The organism is Campylobacter hyointestinalis subsp. hyointestinalis, assembly GCF_013372145.1.
GTDB classification, from domain to species: Bacteria; Campylobacterota; Campylobacteria; order Campylobacterales; family Campylobacteraceae; genus Campylobacter; species Campylobacter hyointestinalis.
The window spans coordinates 1,398,565-1,416,919 of sequence record NZ_CP053827.1; the positions used below are offsets into that span (position 1 = coordinate 1,398,565).

The following is an 18,355-nucleotide window of genomic DNA, read 5'->3' on the forward strand; positions in this document are numbered from 1 at the left end:
AATTTGGCGAGAGAGTGAGTGAATCGAACACCCCACGAAACGGTCAACCGCTCCGTCACAGGATTTGAAGTCCTAGAACGCCACCAGGTCGTTTTACTCTCCATAACCTTGGGATTTTAGCAAATTTTTTATAAATTCAAGTTGAATACAGGCTAATATAAAAAATAATAAATTTTAAGTTAATTTAAGTTAAAATTATAAAATATCAAATATATAAAGTAGTAATGAAGCAAATAATCATATTTATACTGCCGCTGGTACTTAGTGGATGCGTAGGGCTAATAGCTACTGGAATGAATGTAAATACGGCATATAACGCCTATGCCATCTCAAAAGACGAACGCGGAATTTACTCCATTGTTTCTGATAAAATCATAAAAACCAAAATCCAATCCAAGATACTCGGCTCAAAAAATTTGAGCAATTTCGATATAGACGTGGAAGTATTTTGGGCAGAAGTTTTTCTTATAGGCGAAGTTGAGACTTTAGAACAAAAACTAGAACTAGTAGAAATAGCGAAAAATACTAACGGCGTAGAAAAGATAAAAACATATATCAAACTCAAAAAAGATAGGGTTTGTTCAAGTTCTGATGAGCTTGCTATACTTACGAGTTTGAAAAAAGAATTATTCTCAGATAGTCTTATAAACAGCACAAATATAGGCGTGAGCGTAGTCCAATGCGACGTAGTATTTAGTGGAGTGGTAGAGAGTATAGAACAAGAAAAAAGAGCGATATGGTATGCCACTCATACACAAAACGTCGTAGATATCTACTCTTTTTTAAGATTTGCAAAATAAAAAGATATGATCAAAGATGGCAGTAATAATAAAGCGCCGCCAAGCATCATAAACATAACAAGATCTGTTAAAAATCCAAAATAAATAGTAGGCCAAAAGTTGCTAAAACACATAACGCTAAAGCCCAAAAATATCGCAAACGAAGTATATTGCATTGCATATCCTATACTTGTGTGAGCTGCTTTTATAGCACTTAGTCTATCTTTTGTCCTTAGCTCTATCTTGTATCTATGAACATAGTGTATGATGTCATCAACGCCGATACCAAGACTAATGGCGGCTATCGTTATACTCATAATATCAAGCGGAATTCCAGCTATTCCCATGACGCCAAAAACAGCGCAAAGTGGGATTAAATTTGAAACTATACCGATGAGAGAGAGTTTTACGCTTTTAAATATAAATACAAAAATCAAAAATAGTGCTAAAACAGCAAAGCCAAAAGTGCTAGTTTGTGAGGTTATAAGACTTTGAAGCATATTGTTATAAAGCACCATAACGCCATGCACGCTTACTTCTACGTTATCATCTTTCAACAAAAGAGCAAGACTATTTTGAAGTGTTTTTATGAACTCATCTCGCCTAAGATCTTTGCTGCTATCTACTGTTCTAGCTATAAAATGCACTTCGTTATCTTGTATGCTGATATATGGAGTGAGGAGTATCTGCTTATACTGCTCAGGTAGGCCGTTATATAATAATGCAAGGCTTAAAGAGTCTAGTTCTTCGCCTTTATTTAGACCTTTTGCAACTTCTAGTAAAGTCCCTAAAGAGCTAACATTTCCTATAAATTTATAATTTTGTAAGAAGCGATCTACTTTTTTTACTATATCCATTTTATACACGGAAAACCAGTACTGATGATCGTTTTCTTTGAGCCTAAATTCACTCTCGAAATCATCAAACGCATCTTCTTTAGAATCTCCACTTTGGTTTGTGGTTTGGTCTTTAAATTTGATTATGATATCAATAGGCACTGTTCCACCAAGCTTTGTGTCGATGACTTGCATACCTTTATAAATTTCCGTATCTTCTTTAAAATAACCTATAAAACTATTTTCAATTTTTAGCTTAGATATGCCATAAAGTCCAAAAATAAGCAACAAAATACTAAATATATAGATAGTTTTTCTGTCTTTTATAGCAAAATTTGCACACCAAAGTGTGAGTTTAAAACTATTTTCAAAGTTGCATTTAGGATCTTTTTTAGATAGCAGCACCGTACTTGAGCCAAACACCACAAAAGCCACTATCAGCGAAACGCTTACGCCAACGCTCATCATTATTCCTAACATTATTATAGGCTTGATATCGCTAAAGCATAAAGATACAAAACCAATAACAGTCGTAAATACGGCAAAAAAGCAAGGATTTGCGCGCGATCTTAAAGCTAGATAAACAAGTCTTTTTTGAGAATAATTTGGATGACGCAGATACAGCTCTCTATAACCTGTGATCAAATGTATAACGACCGAAATCGTGATAATTAGCTGTAAAGCTATATAATTTGAGCTTATGACTGTTATCTCAAACTTAAGCAGACCAAAAAGTCCGCTAGCCAAGAGTGTGCTCACAAAACAGACCAAAACTGGGATCATAACAAATCTCATCTGTCTAAAGAACAGCCACAAACATAGCATCAAAAGCAAAAGAGCTGCTGCTCCATATGTATAAAGATCGTTTTTGACATAGCTTATCATATCATCGGCGATCATATTTATACCACCTAAAAATAGTCTTTCATCGCCTCTATTTTCAGCTAAAATAGCTCTAATATCTTCTATATTTTTATGCTCTTTTATACGAATTTCATCGCGGTATTTTTTAAATTCCTTATTTAAATTTAGAAGCTCTATTCTTTCAAATTTATTTATAGTAGAGTTTACCTCTTTTTCTTTTAGATATTCTCTTTTTTGCAAAAACTCATCGTATTTTTCATCTTCGTATAAATTTATAACTATAGCAGTAGTTTTAAAATCGCTACTTACGAGATTATTTTTATAAAGAGGACTGTTTAAAAGCTCAAATTTTGCAGCGTCTTGATTTATGTCTTCGTCTTTAAGGCTTGGGATATGTTTTATCAGATCGCTTAGAGGTATATCTTTGTTCTGCAAAAGCGGAGCATTTAACACAGAAAAAACACTTTTCACAGAGCTTAAATTTAAAAGCTGATTTGAAATTTTATCTATTTTAGCAAGTGTTTTTTGGGATAGCAAATCATCTTTGGGGGTATAAGCGATGACTAAAAAGTTTGGACTTTTATAACGTTTTGATATATCTCTCCAGATAGAAAGCTCTTTATCATTGTCCAAAAGAAGAGTTTGAGTAGAAGCGTCGATTTCTAGCTTTAAACTGAAAAATCCAAAAATGACCGATAAAATAATGCTTAAAAACAGCACTATTTTGGGGAATTCTACTATAAATTTGAAAATATTTTTCATATATTATTTTTTTGCTGTTTGATCATCTGGTAAATTTGTGGTATCTAGTCTTTTTAGTATCTGCTCAAAGCTTAAATTTCCGCTTAAATTATTGAATTGAGATCTATACGTTTGGATAATGCTAACGCCCAGTATATCGACATCATATATCAAAAAATCGTCTGCGTTTGCTTTATAAAATTTAAAGATTATCTTATAGATAGTTCCATCATTTAGAATTTGAGTATCTAAAAAATAACGATTTGGATTTGGTCTTTGAGATCCTGTTATTTCTATGTTTTGATCCGTATAAAATACAAGTTTATCAGTAAAAGACTTTTTAAGCCTTCTCTCAAAAGCCTCTGAAAACCTAGCTTTTTCATCATCATTTAAACTATTATAATGCTTTGAAAGTGCGAGCTTTGCCATGAGCTTGTAGTCGAAATACGAGTCAAACATCTCAAACAATTTTTGTGATTTTTTATCATTATCCAAAGATTTATCTTTTAGTATAGAAAGAGTTTTATCAAGATCTGTTTTCATCGTTTGATCTATCTGATTGACATTTAAAGCAAAACAAAAGCTAACGCTTATAATAAAAATAAATATAATTTTTTTCAATTTTCATTCCTTTATTAGTGCATTTCTACGTTGTTCATATGCATTTTTGATAAACGGATACAAATCTATAGCATCGCTTGTTAAATTTATATATCTATTTGGATCTAGAGATTCTTCGTTTATTTGCATAAAGACTGCCGTGCTAAAGTTTATAAATTTGCTATCTTTTGCCCACCAAACATTCATATAGTTGATAGGATTTGTGAAATAATCCCCGCCTAGTCCAAACATATCTCTTAAATTTGATTGTCCAAGTACTGGCAAAACTACTGGAAATCCACTTCCCATACCCCAGTATCCAAGCGTTTGACCAAAATCCTCATCGTGCTTTCTAATCCCATAAATATTTGTAGCTACGTCACTAATACCTGCAAAACCGACTATAGTGTTTGCTACAAATCTTAGAGTTTCATCGCCGGCGTTTTTAAATTTAAATTGTAAAAGATTATTTATAAGTCTTATAGGGTACAAAATATTATAAAAAAAGTTGCTAATAGCAGTTTGTCCCTCATCTGGCATAACATAGTCATAACCTTTAAATACAGGTATAAATAGATTTTTATAAAGTACATCATTGATATCTGTCATAACTCTATTGTACCCGCTAAGCGGATCAAAGTCGCTTTGTTCTTCATACTCGCTCTCAAACGATGATATGTCATTAGCAAACAAACTGCTCATAAAAATTAAAATAATAATGGATAATTTCATCTGATCCTAACTAAATTTTCTAAATTTATGATTTTACTAAATATAAGCTTTATGTTTTATAAATAAAAACTTAAGCAAAAACCGGTATATAAAATTTAAAAAATATTTATTATTAAAATATAAAATCTATGGATTAAATATATTTTTTTACATATAATTCACTTAGGAGGAATTGATGAAAGCCGATATCAACCTAGCACTATTTTTAGAAGGCGACACTGCATTATTAGCAAAACATATCAAACTTTTAAAAGCGATAGATAAAACAAAAAGCATAACAAAAGCAGCTAAAGAAGAGGATATTTCATATAAAAATGCTTGGGATAGTTTAGATATTTTAAATAATAAATCAAAATTTCCTCTGATAGTACGAGCAAGTGGGAACAGAAAAAATAGCGGTAGCGAACTAAGTGATTATGCTAAAAAATTAATAAAAACTTATGATGCCATACTAAAAGCACAAAAAGCATTTTTAGATGAGATCTGCAAAGATGAAGATATAAACGAAAACACTATAATGCAACTTGCAAAAATGAATATAAAACTAAGCGCGAGAAATCAACTTTTAGTAACTATAACAGACATAAAAACAGGCGCGGTAAACTCACAGATCACAGCAAAGCTAAGTAGTAGCGAAACACTAAAAGCCAACATTACTGTAGAAAGTCAGCAAAATCTAGGACTAAGCGTTGGAAAAGAAGTGCTATTTTTGTTTAAAGCTCCAAGCGTTATACTTTCAAAAGATGAGCTTGATGGCACGCAAATATCTGCTGAAAATCAACTAAAAGGTAAAGTCTTAGAAGCGAAGCTAGGTAGCGTAAATGCGGAAATTTGTGTACAGATCGGACAACATCAAAAGATAGTATCTATCATCACAAATAGATCAGCCGCAGATATGGGGATAAGCGTTGGAGATAACATTACTGCGATGATAAAGGCTAACGATATTTTAGTAGGAGCGTAAAAATCTTACTAAATATAAAATTATAATTTAAATTTTATGATATAATTCAAACGCAATTAATTTTACAAGGAGCAAAGTATGCAATTAAGCGCGAGAAATCAACTTTTAGTTGAGATTTCAGAAGTCAAAAGAGGCGCAGTAAATTCAGAAATTATAGCCAAACTTGATGAAGGTGAAAATTTAAGAGCTATCATCACAGAACAAAGCGAAGAAGCGCTAGGTTTAACCGTCAATAAAAAAGTTCTTTTTATATTTAAAGCTTCTAGCGTAATACTTGGAAAAGTATCTAATGAAAAAGATCTACTTATATCTGCAGCTAACAAAATAAAAGGTAAAGTTTGCGACATCAAACTTGGCGCTGTTAACGCAGAAGTCATTATCCAAACAAGATCAAACCACAAGATATCAAGTATCATCACAAATGAATCAGTCAAGAATTTAGATATAAAAATGGGAGATGAAGTTTTAGCTCTGATAAAAGCTAGCAACATTCTTATCGGCGTTAATAAATAGGCGTTATGAGCAAGTAAGCTTTTTGCTTATTTACCACCTATTTTGATGGCTTATATAAAATATAAATATATAATTTATATATAGAAAACATCGTTATAATTTAATTTGTAAATATAAAGTTCAAATATCATACTTAAAGGAAAATTTATGAAAAAATTGTTACTTCTCATCTCGTTTGTACTAGTTTCTTATGCTAGCGAACTAAACATTGCCGCTGCGGCAAATACGACTTATGCGTTTGATGATATCAAAAGTGAATTCAAAAAGCTTTACCCAGATGCAAATTTAAACGTAAGCTTAGGATCTAGCGGAAAACTAGTAGCTCAAGTCAAAAATGGTGCTCCTTTTGAAGTATTTATGGCCGCAAATATGGATTTTGCAAACGGCTTGTACAAAGACGGTTTTGCTTCACAAGAAGCCGTAGTTTATGCAAAAGGTAAAGTCGCTATGCTAAGCGTAAGAGGATTTGATCTAAGCAAAGGTTTAGAAGTATTAAAAGATCCAAAAGTCAAAACTATCATAATAGCAAATCCAAAAACCGCACCTTATGGAACTGCTAGCATTGAAGCTTTTAAAAATGCAGGAATTTATGATGCTATAAAAGATAAGATCATCGAAGCAGGAAGTATCGGCGAAGCTCTTAGTCAAACTCTAAAAGCTGGCGATGTCGGTTTTGTAGCTGCTAGCTCTATGTATAGCCCAAAGATGAAAGAGTATAAAGAAGGCGAAAACTTTGTTTTAGTAGATAGCAAACTTTATACAACTATCGATCAAGGCATAGTAGTACTAAAAAATGGTGATAAAAATCCACTTGCCAAAGAATTTTATGACTTTATTTTAGGTAGTAAAGGTAAAGAGATATTTAAAAAATACGGATATGATTTTTAATGTTTAAAGCAACCGTTTTAAATATAAAAACACATCAAAATTTATTCGAGATACAACTCAGCTCAGAGCTTGGCGAACTTTATATGCTAAGCCTTGAGCTAGATGAGTATATACAAAATGGCAAAGAAGTTATGCTAGGATTTAAGAGTAGCGATCTGATATTGTCTACTCAGCATCCAGATATAAGTACTAGAAACTGCTTTTTGGCTAAAGTGCAAAGCGTAGAAAAAGGAGAGTTGATATCTGTCATAAATTTAAAAGTAAATGATTTTAAATTTGATACTATGATAAGCTCAAATTTGATACATAAAATCAAAGATGAACTCTACGTAATACTAGGCGAAACATCTCTTTATATAAGTGAAATTCTATGATAAAAATATCGTGCAAAAAGAAACTAAACGATCTATTTACCCTAGATGCGGATCTTGAGATTAAAAGTGGCGATTTCGTCGCACTTCATGGAAAAAGCGGTAGCGGTAAAACCACACTTCTTAGGCTATTAGCCGGGTTTTTAAAACCAGATAGCGGAGAGATAAAGAAAGATTCTATATATTACGCTAGTAAAACAGTGTTTATGCCTCCACAAAAAAGAAATATCGGCTATTTATTTCAAGATTATGCGTTATTTCCAAATATGAACGTCTTAAAAAACCTCTTATTTGCAAACAACGATAAAGATCTAGCAAATGAACTCTTAGAACTTGTTGGATTACAAGCTCACAAAAATGACCATGTAAATAGCCTATCTGGCGGGCAAAAACAACGTGTTGCACTAGCAAGAGCGCTAATGCGAAAACCAGATATTTTGCTACTTGATGAGCCACTTTCTGCATTAGATAACGCGATAAGACAAAAATTGCAAGATTATCTGCTTGTTATCCACAATAAATTTAAAATGACTACTATCTTAGTAAGTCACGACGTAAGCGAAATTTATAAACTAGCAAACATAGTTTATGAACTAGAAGATGGCAAGATCGCTAGATATGGAACTCCAGCAGAGATCTTTTTAAAATCATCAGGCTCACAAAAATTTAGCTTTCATGCTAAAATATTAGATATCCAAAAAAGAGACACGGTATACGTGGCCATAGTCGAGATCGCAGGACAGATAAGCGAGATAGTTCTTACGAAAAACGAACTAGAAGGTCTAAACATAGGCGATTACGCACTAGCTTGCGCAAAAGCTTTTAAAATATCACTGAAGGCTATAAAATGATAGACTGGACACCGTTTTTACTATCTTTCAAACTTGCGGCTATTTCGACTACTATACTATTTTGCTTGGTTACTCCGCTTGCGTATTTTATGGCTAGAGTAAATTTCCGCTTTAAATCAGTGATAGAAGCGATATTTTCCTTGCCTCTTGTTTTACCTCCTACGGTGCTTGGATTTTACATGCTGATATTTTTCTCTCCATACTCTTTTTTAGGAGAATTTTTTGAAAAAAACTTTGATATAAGACTAGTATTTAATTTTACTGGTCTGGTAATCGCTAGTTGTATATATTCGCTTCCATTTGTATTTCAACCTATGTCAGCTGGATTTAAATCTATGCCAAACTCGCTCATAGAAGCTAGCTATTCTTTAGGAAAAGGACGCGCTAAAACTCTATTTTTTGTAGTTTTGCCCCATATAAAGGCTTCTATCTTAAGTGCCCTTATCATTAGTTTTGCTCACACGCTCGGTGAATTTGGCGTTGTTTTGATGATAGGTGGAAGCGTAGATGGAGATACAAAAGTAGCAAGTATCGCTATATATGAAGCAGTGGAACTTTTAGATTATAATCTAGCACATATCTATTCAGGTATAATGCTTGCGATCAGTTTTTCTGTCTTATTAATAGTCTTTGCAACTAACCAAAAAATAGCAAAACTGTAGTATAATTGCCATAAAAAAAGGCAAAAAATGAAAAAAATACTATGTTGCATTTTGATATTTTTTGGACTTATAGGCTGTGCAAATCAAGCTCAAGAAATTTATATGTCGACAACCTCAGCTATCTATATAGACGAAAATCTAGTGGGCAAAAAAGTATACGTAAATTTCAACGAAAATGAAGGTAACCTAACAGAAGTAGTCAAATTCGAATTGATAAAAAACGGATATATCATAACACAAGAAGAATTATCCGATATAAATATCAAAGGTTGTATTAATTTTTTTAGAAAGAATTCGTTTTCAAGACCTACTATGCTTATGGATATGGGATTTGGTTTTGGCAGACATTATAGGAGCAGAAGCTTTGGCCTTTTATACTCTACTGATCCTTTTAATGACGATTTTTACAATAAAGAGTATTATTATGATGCCCAAATTTCACTATTTATAACCATAAAAAACAAAAATACATACTCTACAAATTTAAATTTAGAAAGCGAAAAATCCCAAATAGACTTTTCAAAAGAGCGCACTATGTCTAATTTCAACGATAAGATAGCTAAAAAAGTAGTAGAAATCTTAAACGGATACTAAGCAAGGATAGTTTTATCAGTCCTTGCTCATCATATCCTTATAACTATTTAGTGAGTTTCTTCTATCTTCTAGATATCTACCTAATTTTTGTCTATTTTCTTCAAAAAAGACTTCAAAATCTTCTTCATCTTTGATTTTGTCTTCTCCAAATTTATCCAACAAAACGTTTGAACTACCAAATAAAACCAGATATCTTTTGCCCTCAAAGCTTAAAAGCGCAACTTTGTTTGTCTCATCCAAACTCTTTTCATATAAAACTTCAACTCCATCGCCTACTGGAACAAAACTATTTTTCACAGGTTGTTGTTTTTTTGTAGGAGTTCCTTTACTAACGGTAAATGGAGAATTTGCTGCAATTTTTTGTTTCATGATCATTTTTTTAACAAAAAATAGCACTATGAGTAACACAAATAAAATGATAATTACGGTTATATATTTTGAGTCTATATCATAGCTCGCGTTAGTACTATCTTTGGTTTTTATATTTGGTGGTATAACAGTTTTGATAGCTTGATTTAGTTTTGCTACTCTGATTCTAAGTCCAAATTTATCCGCTGTTTTTGAAGCGGTTATGCTTATTGGCTCATTCCATTTTAGCTCTACTTTAGTGGCTGTTTTATCAGCAGTCGTAGTTATAAAAAGATTTTGGATAATATCTGAGTTTATACTTTTATCAATGTCATTATCTATCACTAGATCGCTAAGAAGTAAATCTGTTACACCATTCCCACTTTGCTGTTTTAAAGAACCGTCATAAGCAGAGTCAAAGCTAAGCATGATATCTACACGATCTCCGCGCTCATAAATATTATAAGTAAGTAAATTTGAAGCAAAAATAGGCAGTGAAATAAAAAGTAAAAGTAAAAATCTCATAGTAACTCTTTTTTGAAATATTGGATAACTGATTTTGAATCTAAAATTTCATTTATACGAATAGCTAAATTTTTTTCATATACCATTACTTCGCCCTTGCCAAAAATTCTATTATTTATATAAAGCTCTACGCTCTCACCCGCAGGTTTTTCAAGATCTATAACAGAGCCTACTTCTAGTTTTAGCAGTTCACGTACACTTATAGTTGTCGTTCCTAACTCACTTATAAAATTCACTCCGACGTCTAAAAGCTCGTCATATCCGTGAAATAGACCATTTGGGCTTAGCTCTTCTTCGCTCATGCTTTTTTATAACCTATCTTAAATGTTCGGTTTTTCATTTTAAAAAGTCTGTATTCGATCAATTCTACAGGAAAAGACTCTACTTTACCCAAAAACTCAGGAGTTCCTAATTTATACTTTTTACCTTGCTCATTTAGTAAATTCTTAGCATAGCCTATGATCTGATTTGCCACTTCTCTACATAGATCAGCTAAATCTACTTGAGATGAATCATCTGAGTTTAAAAGTACTTCGGCAAAATAATTTAGCGTATCTTTTTTAAAATATAAATAAAATTGATATTCGTCGCTACCGTCAAGCACTGGAATACTAGCGCCATAAACATTATCTCCTAGTTTTGATCCGTTTTCTAACTTAAAACCCAAAACATCGCTGCAAAAGTGCTTAGTAGCCTCATAAACTGCGTCCATCATAGATGTTTCCTTAAAGCTTTTTTATTTATTATACATAATAATTCGTAAATTAATCTTTAAAAATATCATTTATAGCATTACTTAGCTCTTGTATGTTAAGCTTACCTTGTAATTCAACTATGCTAGTTCCCACTATAGCTCCATCGGCATATTTTTTAGTTCGTCTTACGTCTTCATTTGTTTTTATGCCAAATCCTATCGCCACAGGGAGTTTGGTTTTTGATTTGATATCTTCTATCAGATCCTTTAGCCTATCTTCTGGGGTAGCTCTACCACCAGTAACCCCAAGAGCACCTACGGCATATACAAATCCATCTGCATTTTGAAGTATCTTAGCGATTCTATCTTGCGAAGTCACACTCACAAGAGGAACTAAACAAAGTCCGAGATCTTTACATTTTGCGAAAAACTCACCGCTCTCATCATAAGGCATATCAGGAACTATCAAACCGCTTATGCCTACTTCTTTAGCTTTGGCTAAAAACCTATCTTCTCCATAAGCAAAAATTAGATTATAATAGACTAAAAAAACGAGCGCTTTTTTAGTTTTTACGCCTCCAAGCATATCAAAAACACTATCTGTAGTAACTCCGTTTTGGCAAGCCTCAAAACTTGCCATACTTATGAGTTTTCCATCAGCCAAAGGATCAGAATATGGGATTCCGATCTCTATGATATCAAGACAGCTCTCATCAAGTAAATTTAAAAACTCTTTTGTGTATTCTAAATTTGGATATCCTGCAACTATATAACCTATATTCGCTTTTTTGTCACTAAAAGCTTTTCGTATCTTATCCATAGATCGTTCCTTTTTTATACTCCATTATGGTGTTTATATCTTTATCGCCTCTGCCACTCACATTTACTACTATATTTGATTTTGTTTTTAAATTTGGACATAATTTCTCGAGATAAGCTAAAGCGTGTGAGCTTTCTATAGCAGGGATTATACCTTCTAAGCGCGTACAAAGCTTAAGAGCATTTATGCACTCATCATCACTCACTGCGTAGTACTCTACTCTTCTCACATCTTTTAGATGAGCGTGTTCTGGTCCAACTCCTGGATAATCAAGTCCGGCACTTATGCTATGAACAGGCAAGATTCTTCCGTATTCATCTTGCAAAACTACTGTTTTCATACCGTGTATTATGCCATCAACACCTTTTGTAAGAGTAGCTGCGTGATAAGGAGTGTTTGCTCCTAAACCACCTGCTTCTACGCCTATTATCTTTACGCTCTCATCATCTAAAAATGCAGAAAATATACCTATCGCGTTGCTTCCGCCGCCTACGCAAGCTACAACGTAATCTGGCTTTATACCTTTTTCGTTTAACTGAGCTTTAGCTTCGCGTCCTATCACACTTTGAAAATCTCTTACCATTTTTGGATAAGGATGAGGACCAACTGCCGAGCCTATAACATAAAATCTTGTTTCTATCTCATTTACCCATGCTTGAATGGCTGCGGTAGTAGCTTCTTTAAGTGTTCCTAGTCCATCACTTACACTAACTACTTTTGCACCTAAAAGCTCCATTTTATACACGTTTAGTGCCTGTCTTTTAGTATCGCACTCACCCATATATACGTCGCACTCTAAGCCTAAAAGCGCAGCTGCGGTTGCAGTAGCTACTCCGTGCTGTCCGGCTCCTGTTTCAGCTAGAACCTTTTTCTTACCCATTTTTTTTGCGAGCAATGCTTGAGCTAAAGCATTATTTATCTTGTGAGCTCCTGTGTGATTTAGATCCTCACGCTTAAGATAAATTTCATGACCGTAATGCTCACTTAGCCTTTTTGCATGATACAATGGGCTTGGTCTACCTACATAATCTTTTAAAAGAGCGTCTAGCTCATCTCTAAATTCTTTAGTATTTGCTATACCCTCATAAGCCTTCTCTAGCTCTATAAGTGCACTCATCGCAGTTTCTGGGACAAACTGACCACCATATTTTCCAAAATACGCTTTTGCATTCATTTTAAATCTCCTAAACTAACTATTTTCAAAATTTCATATACTTTTTTTATATCTTTAAAACCAAACTCATTTTCTATGCGGCTATTTATATCAACAAAACTTGGTTTAAGTTTCATCGCGTCTTTTAAATTTTCCACGCCGATCCCACCAGCTAGTCCAAACCGAGCGTCCAAACCTTGGAGTAAATCCCAGTCAAATTTGACACCGTTTCCGCCTTTGCTAGCGCCTTTTGTATCAAAAAGGATCTTATCATAGCTTCCCTCAAAGCTTGGCAAGCTCTCCCCTACGCTAAAAACCTGCCAAACCTCACAACCAAATTTGGTTTTATCTTCTACTTTTTCATAAATTTGAACCACATCTAAATTCGCAAATTCTACTATGCTAGCTATCTCATCAAATTTAATCCCAGAAAAAACTCCTACGGCTTTTACGCCGAATTTATGAGCCAAATTTGCTATATCTCTCGCAGTTTCTACGCTAACTTTTCTTTTACTATCTGCAAAAATAAGCCCGATAAAATCAACTCTAACGCCATCAAATTCACACTCGCAAACGCTTTTAGCTTCACTAATGGTTTTGATACCGCAAATTTTTATCTTCATTTGCTTTTGCAAGCCTCTATATATTCTTTAAAAAAGTTCCATACTTTACCTGAGTTTAAAGCGTCTATTATCAGATCTTTTGCCTCTAACGGACTTTTAACCTTATCTGCCGCATAGAGTGCAAACATTGCATTTAGCATAACTATATCGCTCTTAGCACCCAAATTTTCTCCGCGCAAAGTCGCTTTTAAAATACTAGCATTTTCTTCGCTACTTCCACCTTCGATATCAGCGTGAAAAGCTCTATTGAAACCAAACTGCTCAGGGGTTATTTTGTATTCTAATATCTTGCCGTCTTTTACTTCATGAATGAGCGTCTCATCACAAAGCGTTATCTCGTCCATAGAGTCCATACCGTGCACGACAAGAGCATGTTTTCTACCTAAATTTAAAAGAGTGGCTGCTATCAGACCGTTTACGTCTTCAAGGTAATTTCCAACTACTTGATTGCTAAGAGCTAAATTTGGATTTAAAAGAGGCCCTAGTATATTAAACACAGTTCCTATACCAAGCCTACTTCTTGCTTCTTTTACTTCGGCTGTTATCTTGTGAAAAAACGGTGCATGAAAAAACGCTAAACCTTGATTTTGCGTTAAATTTCTAAGAACTGCGATATCGCTTTCTAAAGGAACTCCAAGAGTACTTAAAACATCACTACTTCCGCTTTTACTAGTGATAGCCCTATTACCGTGTTTTGCGACTTTAACACCCATACTAGCTAGTATAAAAGCTACAGTAGTTGATATATTTATAGTTTTTAGCTTATCACCACCAGTGCCTACGATGTCAAACATCGGCGCACTATCGCTATAAGTAATAGAGTATTTAAGTATATTTTTAACAAGAGCGGCAAGACTATCTGGATATAAGGATTTTTCGCTTATCAAAACCAAAAGTCCAGCAAGCTGAACTATATCGTAATTTTTATCGTACAATGCTTTACAGATTATCTCATAATCCTTGCTTTCTAGTGGGAATTTTTTTTGCAACTTCGTCATAAACGGAGCAAAACTTATCTCTTTTTTCTCGGTATTTTGTGGTTTATTTAACTTAACGAAATTTGCTATGATCTTTTTTCCATACTCTGTAAAATAACTCTCAGGATGAAACTGAATTCCATATATAGGCTTTGATTTATGCTTCAAACCCATTATGACGCCATCATCACTCACAGCAGATATCTCAAGGCATTCAGGTACGTTATCTACGTAAAGCGAGTGATATCTCATAACGCTAAATTCGCTAGGAAGTTCATCAAAAATCTTATTTGATTTTACTACTTTTATCATACTACTTTTACCGTGCAGCGGAAGCTCAAGCCTTTTAATACTAGCTCCAAAAACAAGCCCGATAGCTTGATGTCCTAGACAAACCCCAAGAATAGGAATGTCAAGATCTGCTTTTAAGATATCTAAGCACACACCGCTATCGCTAGGATGCTTTGGTCCAGGGCTTAAGATGATCTTACTAGGACCTAGCTCTTTTATCTGCTCTATATTAAGCTCGTCATTTCTGACTAGCTTTACCTCTTCGTCCGTTGTTTCTAAAATGCATTGATAGATGTTATACACAAAACTATCATAATTATCGATCATTAAAATCATCTAAATTTCCTTACAAGCTTCTTCAAAAATCTTTACACAACTTCTTCGTTTTTTACAAATTTCTTCATACTCACTTTTAGGAACACTATCGTACACGATACCTGCTCCAGCACCAACAAATACGTCGTTTACGCCATTACCTTTTGGAACAAATATAGCCGAACGAATAAGTATAGCCATCTGAACATCGCCGTTAAAATGCCAAAATCCAAGCCCTCCGCCATACACTCCACGCGAGGAACCTTCTAGTTCGTTTATGATCTGCATAGCCCTGATCTTCGGACTTCCACTAAGCGTACCTGCTGGAAAAACTATACTCAAAACATCAAACGCACTTTTGTCTTCACGCTTTGTGCCATACACTTCGCTAACTATGTGCATAACACTTTCATAAGTCTTTATATGCATAGGATTCTTGACTTTTACACTACCTTTTTTAGCGAATTTACCTATATCATTTCTTGCTAGATCTATGAGCATCTTATGCTCGGCAAGTTCTTTTTCGTCATTTAAAAGCTCGAATTTTAGTTTTTCATCTTCGTTTGCATCACTGCCTCGTCCCCTTGTTCCTGCTATAGGAGCTACAAAAATCTCATCTTTTTTTATCTGCATAATGAGCTCTGGACTACTTCCAGTAACCACACCATAAGGAGTAGGAAAATAAAACATATATTGGCTTGGATTTTGTCTTTTTAATATCTCATAAAACTCAAGTGGATCTAAATTTGAGCTTAATTTTAAAGTCTGACTAAGTACGACTTGAAAAACATCTCCGCTTTTTATATATTCTTTTGCTAAATTTATAGAATTCTTAAAGTGTGTTTCTTCGGCGTTTAAATCAGTATCTATATGGTAAAATCTTTCGCTGTTTGTGTATTTTTTTGGTTTTACATTTTCTAAATTTGCAAAATACTCGCCCTCACCGTAATAACTATAAATTTTGCTTTGCTTATCATAGTGTAAATAGGCTTTTGCATTTGCATAAAAATATGTCGGAAAATCGTAAAACATAGGTTTTTTTTCACCGATAATCTCAAATTTATGTACGACTTCATAACTCATCACGCCAAAAAGCCCTGCAAATTCACAAATTTTATTGCCATTTTCGTAAGCAGTTTTTAGCTTTTGCAAGTCATCACCGTAAATATAATCGCAGTCTATCCCGATGATCGTTTGTAACTCATCTTCTGCTAGATATGAGTTTGGGTACAAATTTAATATCTCTTTAAGATAAACAACTGGTTCTTGTAAAAGCATTTTGGCTCCAAAAGTTTTTTTAAAAAAATATTATACATAATTTTTTCTTTGTCTATCTTAAAGTATAGTTTTAAATTTGAAATAAAAAAATCACAAAAATTTATAATTCTCTATAAAATTTTAAGCAAAATATCCGATTTAGAAGAGTAGATTTAAGATACTGTGAAAAAAAATGGGGGGGGGGAGAGAAGAGATACAAAGATGGCATTTAGAATCAATACAAATGTAGCTAGCCTATCAGCTACGTTAAATGCACAGTCTAATCAAAAAGATCTCAGTAACTCCATAAGTCGCCTAAGCTCTGGTCTTAGGATACAAAGTGCGGCCGATGATGCCTCTGGAATGTATATCGCCGATAGTCTAAAAAGTCAAAGTAACTCATTATACCAAGCCATACGAAACGGAAATGACGCCATAGGCATAGTTCAAACAGCTGATAAGGCTATGGACGAGCAGATAAAAATCATAGATACAATAAGAGTAAAAGCCATCCAAGCTGCAAATGACAGCTAAAATGTTGAGTCTAGAAGAGCCATCCAAAGCGATATCTCAAGGCTACTTGATGAGCTAGATAATATCACAAACACCACAAGTTTCAACGGACAAAAACTGCTAAATGGTAACTTCATAAATAAGCAATTTCAAATCGGTGCTTATAGCAACGAAACAGTCAAGCTAAGCATCGAAAACACACACTCAAAAGCCATAGGTCATACGCATTTTTTAGCTACTTCTTCGCTAGTTTTTAAAGATAAAGATTTTGAAAAGGCTAATTTTAAAATGAAACTAGATGCCGTGCCTGGATTTTTAGAAGGGATCGAATTTGAGCCTATTTCAGGCAAAGAGATATTAAATGATGGTTTAGGCGTGATAGTTGATAAAATCAACACTTATAGCGACAAAACAGGTGTAAAAGCAAAGGTAAAAAATGAATTTCTTAGTGATGCATTGATGTTTGGAACTAAATTTTTTCAAAACAGCATCCAAAGCCTAAAAATAAACGGCGAACTAATAGGAACAAATATCAAATTTGAAACAGGCGATCCAGATAATGTCCTAATCGATGCTATAAATGCCAAATCAGACACAACAGGCGTAAAAGCCTCAAATATCGGCGGTCGTCTCTCGATGATAGCAGAAGGTGGAAAACCCATCCATATAGAAGTAGGAAGTAAAGATGATGCTCAAGCTATGGGGATATCTCTAGGAAATAATCAAAATGATACGAGCGTTTTGATACTTGGGCAATTATATCTTGAGTCAAATAACGGACTTCCCCCAACGCTAGATCTAGTCGAAACGACAAACACCATAAAAGGCGCAGAAGTCGGCGGTCTAAACGCTCAAAAAGTAGATCCTCAAAATATCATCGGTAGCCAAACAGCTGAGAAGGTATCACTTAGCCTAAATGATATAATAAGAAAAAATATTGATGAGCACACACTAAAGGCTATAGGCGGATTTGACTTGAAAAATCCGACGATTTTAGAGCTTCCAGGTGGCGTAAATACAAATTTAGGTGCTCAAACCTTGATGGATATCGCTCTAAATGCACTTAAGGATTTAGACAAGCTAAGATCAAGCTTAGGCTCAGCACAAAATCAGCTAGTTGCTACAATAAACAATATAACAGTCACTCAAATAAATATTAAAGCCGCAGAAAGCCAGATTCGCGATGTGGATTTTGCTATTGAGAGTGCAAATTTTTCTAAATTAAATATCTTAGTACAAAGTGGTAGCTATGCACTAAGTCAAGCAAATATGCTAAATAAAGATATAATCGATAGACTTCTTAGATAAATTTAATTTACAAAACTCAAAATAAAATTTTAGGCTAAATTTGAAATTTTTAAAAATTTGATTTGCGAAATTTTGAGCTTTGGAGTTTGATTTTGATATTATAAATTTATAAAATTATCTTACAAAATTTGATAAA

Annotated in this window: 20 protein-coding genes, 1 tRNA gene and 1 pseudogene; 10 read left to right on the plus strand and 12 right to left on the minus strand. The window is 33.8% G+C overall.

The window, feature by feature from the left end:
- Positions 1-4: 4 nt before the first annotated feature.
- A tRNA-Sec gene (locus CHHT_RS07190) sits at positions 5-102 on the minus strand.
- Between the two features lie 122 nt (positions 103-224).
- Between CHHT_RS07190 and CHHT_RS07195 the strand changes: the two genes are divergently transcribed.
- Positions 225-800, plus strand: coding sequence for a BON domain-containing protein (locus CHHT_RS07195; protein WP_034963611.1), 576 nt, complete (start codon positions 225-227; stop codon positions 798-800).
- On the opposite strand, the gene CHHT_RS07200 is transcribed toward CHHT_RS07195, so the two are convergent.
- From CHHT_RS07200 to CHHT_RS07210, 3 genes are read right to left on the minus strand one after another with little or no spacing between them, the layout of a single operon-like run.
- Positions 773-3,241, minus strand: coding sequence for an efflux RND transporter permease subunit (locus CHHT_RS07200; RefSeq protein ID WP_034963609.1), 2,469 nt, complete (start codon positions 3,239-3,241; stop codon positions 773-775). The genes CHHT_RS07195 and CHHT_RS07200 overlap by 28 nt on opposite strands.
- A 3-nt stretch (positions 3,242-3,244) precedes the next feature.
- Positions 3,245-3,841: a Tgt2/MlaC family protein gene (locus tag CHHT_RS07205; RefSeq protein ID WP_034963607.1), complete on the minus strand. Its 597-nt coding sequence runs from the start codon at positions 3,839-3,841 to the stop codon at positions 3,245-3,247.
- Between the two features lie 3 nt (positions 3,842-3,844).
- Positions 3,845-4,522 carry an MlaA family lipoprotein gene (locus tag CHHT_RS07210; protein ID WP_232051131.1) on the minus strand — a complete coding sequence of 226 codons (678 nt, stop codon included), beginning with the start codon at positions 4,520-4,522 and terminating at the stop codon, positions 3,845-3,847.
- Between the two features lie 205 nt (positions 4,523-4,727).
- Between CHHT_RS07210 and CHHT_RS07215 the strand changes: the two genes are divergently transcribed.
- From CHHT_RS07215 to CHHT_RS07245, 7 genes are all read left to right on the plus strand, one after another.
- Complete coding sequence (locus tag CHHT_RS07215) at positions 4,728-5,516, plus strand: TOBE domain-containing protein (protein WP_034963603.1); 789 nt, start codon at positions 4,728-4,730, stop codon at positions 5,514-5,516.
- A gap of 78 nt (positions 5,517-5,594) precedes the next feature.
- Complete coding sequence (locus CHHT_RS07220) at positions 5,595-6,029, plus strand: TOBE domain-containing protein (RefSeq protein ID WP_034963601.1); 435 nt, start codon at positions 5,595-5,597, stop codon at positions 6,027-6,029.
- 147 nt (positions 6,030-6,176) lie between these two features.
- Positions 6,177-6,917 (plus strand): molybdate ABC transporter substrate-binding protein, encoded by a 741-nt coding sequence (gene modA / locus CHHT_RS07225; protein ID WP_034963600.1) that lies wholly within the window; start codon positions 6,177-6,179, stop codon positions 6,915-6,917.
- Complete coding sequence (locus CHHT_RS07230; protein ID WP_034963599.1) at positions 6,917-7,291, plus strand: hypothetical protein; 375 nt, start codon at positions 6,917-6,919, stop codon at positions 7,289-7,291. Before modA ends, CHHT_RS07230 begins: the two co-directional genes overlap by 1 nt.
- A complete protein-coding gene (locus CHHT_RS07235) occupies positions 7,288-8,139 on the plus strand; it encodes an ABC transporter ATP-binding protein (protein WP_034963597.1) in 852 nt (283 codons plus the stop codon). The genes CHHT_RS07230 and CHHT_RS07235 overlap by 4 nt, the downstream gene beginning before the upstream one ends.
- Positions 8,136-8,801 (plus strand): molybdate ABC transporter permease subunit, encoded by a 666-nt coding sequence (gene modB, locus CHHT_RS07240; RefSeq protein WP_034963595.1) that lies wholly within the window; start codon positions 8,136-8,138, stop codon positions 8,799-8,801. The genes CHHT_RS07235 and modB overlap by 4 nt, the downstream gene beginning before the upstream one ends.
- A 27-nt stretch (positions 8,802-8,828) precedes the next feature.
- Positions 8,829-9,395: a hypothetical protein gene (locus CHHT_RS07245; RefSeq protein ID WP_034963593.1), complete on the plus strand. Its 567-nt coding sequence runs from the start codon at positions 8,829-8,831 to the stop codon at positions 9,393-9,395.
- A gap of 15 nt (positions 9,396-9,410) precedes the next feature.
- Here the strand turns inward: CHHT_RS07245 and CHHT_RS07250 are convergent, their stop codons facing one another.
- From CHHT_RS07250 to CHHT_RS07285, 8 genes are read right to left on the minus strand one after another with little or no spacing between them, the layout of a single operon-like run.
- The gene (locus CHHT_RS07250) at positions 9,411-10,268 is read right to left on the minus strand and encodes a hypothetical protein (protein ID WP_034963591.1); all 858 of its coding nucleotides are present in this window, start codon (positions 10,266-10,268) and stop codon (positions 9,411-9,413) included.
- Positions 10,265-10,570, minus strand: a complete 306-nt coding sequence (fliN, locus tag CHHT_RS07255; RefSeq protein ID WP_034963589.1) for a flagellar motor switch protein FliN — start codon at positions 10,568-10,570, stop codon at positions 10,265-10,267. Before fliN ends, CHHT_RS07250 begins: the two co-directional genes overlap by 4 nt.
- A complete protein-coding gene (locus CHHT_RS07260; RefSeq protein WP_034963587.1) occupies positions 10,567-10,983 on the minus strand; it encodes a chemotaxis protein CheX in 417 nt (138 codons plus the stop codon). The genes fliN and CHHT_RS07260 overlap by 4 nt, the downstream gene beginning before the upstream one ends.
- Before the next feature lie 49 nt (positions 10,984-11,032).
- Positions 11,033-11,782, minus strand: a complete 750-nt coding sequence (gene trpA, locus CHHT_RS07265; RefSeq protein WP_034963584.1) for a tryptophan synthase subunit alpha — start codon at positions 11,780-11,782, stop codon at positions 11,033-11,035.
- Entirely contained in the window at positions 11,775-12,956 is a 1,182-nt protein-coding gene (gene trpB / locus CHHT_RS07270; protein ID WP_034963582.1) for a tryptophan synthase subunit beta, read from the minus strand. Before trpB ends, trpA begins: the two co-directional genes overlap by 8 nt.
- A complete protein-coding gene (locus CHHT_RS07275; RefSeq protein WP_034963581.1) occupies positions 12,953-13,558 on the minus strand; it encodes a phosphoribosylanthranilate isomerase in 606 nt (201 codons plus the stop codon). The genes trpB and CHHT_RS07275 overlap by 4 nt, the downstream gene beginning before the upstream one ends.
- Positions 13,555-15,162, minus strand: coding sequence for an anthranilate phosphoribosyltransferase (gene trpD, locus CHHT_RS07280; protein ID WP_064019852.1), 1,608 nt, complete (start codon positions 15,160-15,162; stop codon positions 13,555-13,557). Before trpD ends, CHHT_RS07275 begins: the two co-directional genes overlap by 4 nt.
- The gene (locus CHHT_RS07285) at positions 15,163-16,419 is read right to left on the minus strand and encodes an anthranilate synthase component I family protein (protein WP_034963578.1); all 1,257 of its coding nucleotides are present in this window, start codon (positions 16,417-16,419) and stop codon (positions 15,163-15,165) included.
- Positions 16,420-16,620: 201 nt separating this feature from the next.
- On the opposite strand from CHHT_RS07285, the pseudogene CHHT_RS09335 reads away from it, so the two are divergent.
- Positions 16,621-17,143: pseudogene (locus tag CHHT_RS09335) on the plus strand (flagellin N-terminal helical domain-containing protein); the annotation flags it as partial.
- Between the two features lie 227 nt (positions 17,144-17,370).
- Positions 17,371-18,219 carry a flagellin gene (locus CHHT_RS09340; RefSeq protein WP_438264895.1) on the plus strand — a complete coding sequence of 283 codons (849 nt, stop codon included), beginning with the start codon at positions 17,371-17,373 and terminating at the stop codon, positions 18,217-18,219.
- Positions 18,220-18,355: the final 136 nt, after the last annotated feature.

Bases quoted from the DNA above. Each gene is read 5' to 3' on its own strand.
- CHHT_RS07195 (WP_034963611.1), top strand. From the start codon at position 225: ATGAAGCAAATAATCATATTTATACTGCCGCTGGTACTTAGTGGATGC.
- CHHT_RS07200 (WP_034963609.1), bottom strand. From the start codon at position 3,241: ATGAAAAATATTTTCAAATTTATAGTAGAATTCCCCAAAATAGTGCTG.
- CHHT_RS07210 (WP_232051131.1), bottom strand. From the start codon at position 4,522: ATGAGCAGTTTGTTTGCTAATGACATATCATCGTTTGAGAGCGAGTAT.
- CHHT_RS07215 (WP_034963603.1), top strand. From the start codon at position 4,728: ATGAAAGCCGATATCAACCTAGCACTATTTTTAGAAGGCGACACTGCA.
- CHHT_RS07220 (WP_034963601.1), top strand. From the start codon at position 5,595: ATGCAATTAAGCGCGAGAAATCAACTTTTAGTTGAGATTTCAGAAGTC.
- modA (WP_034963600.1), top strand. From the start codon at position 6,177: ATGAAAAAATTGTTACTTCTCATCTCGTTTGTACTAGTTTCTTATGCT.
- CHHT_RS07230 (WP_034963599.1), top strand. From the start codon at position 6,917: ATGTTTAAAGCAACCGTTTTAAATATAAAAACACATCAAAATTTATTC.
- CHHT_RS07235 (WP_034963597.1), top strand. From the start codon at position 7,288: ATGATAAAAATATCGTGCAAAAAGAAACTAAACGATCTATTTACCCTA.
- modB (WP_034963595.1), top strand. From the start codon at position 8,136: ATGATAGACTGGACACCGTTTTTACTATCTTTCAAACTTGCGGCTATT.
- CHHT_RS07245 (WP_034963593.1), top strand. From the start codon at position 8,829: ATGAAAAAAATACTATGTTGCATTTTGATATTTTTTGGACTTATAGGC.
- CHHT_RS07250 (WP_034963591.1), bottom strand. From the start codon at position 10,268: ATGAGATTTTTACTTTTACTTTTTATTTCACTGCCTATTTTTGCTTCA.
- fliN (WP_034963589.1), bottom strand. From the start codon at position 10,570: ATGAGCGAAGAAGAGCTAAGCCCAAATGGTCTATTTCACGGATATGAC.
- CHHT_RS07260 (WP_034963587.1), bottom strand. From the start codon at position 10,983: ATGATGGACGCAGTTTATGAGGCTACTAAGCACTTTTGCAGCGATGTT.
- trpA (WP_034963584.1), bottom strand. From the start codon at position 11,782: ATGGATAAGATACGAAAAGCTTTTAGTGACAAAAAAGCGAATATAGGT.
- trpB (WP_034963582.1), bottom strand. From the start codon at position 12,956: ATGAATGCAAAAGCGTATTTTGGAAAATATGGTGGTCAGTTTGTCCCA.
- CHHT_RS07275 (WP_034963581.1), bottom strand. From the start codon at position 13,558: ATGAAGATAAAAATTTGCGGTATCAAAACCATTAGTGAAGCTAAAAGC.
- trpD (WP_064019852.1), bottom strand. From the start codon at position 15,162: ATGATTTTAATGATCGATAATTATGATAGTTTTGTGTATAACATCTAT.
- CHHT_RS07285 (WP_034963578.1), bottom strand. From the start codon at position 16,419: ATGCTTTTACAAGAACCAGTTGTTTATCTTAAAGAGATATTAAATTTG.
- CHHT_RS09340 (WP_438264895.1), top strand. From the start codon at position 17,371: ATGTTTGGAACTAAATTTTTTCAAAACAGCATCCAAAGCCTAAAAATA.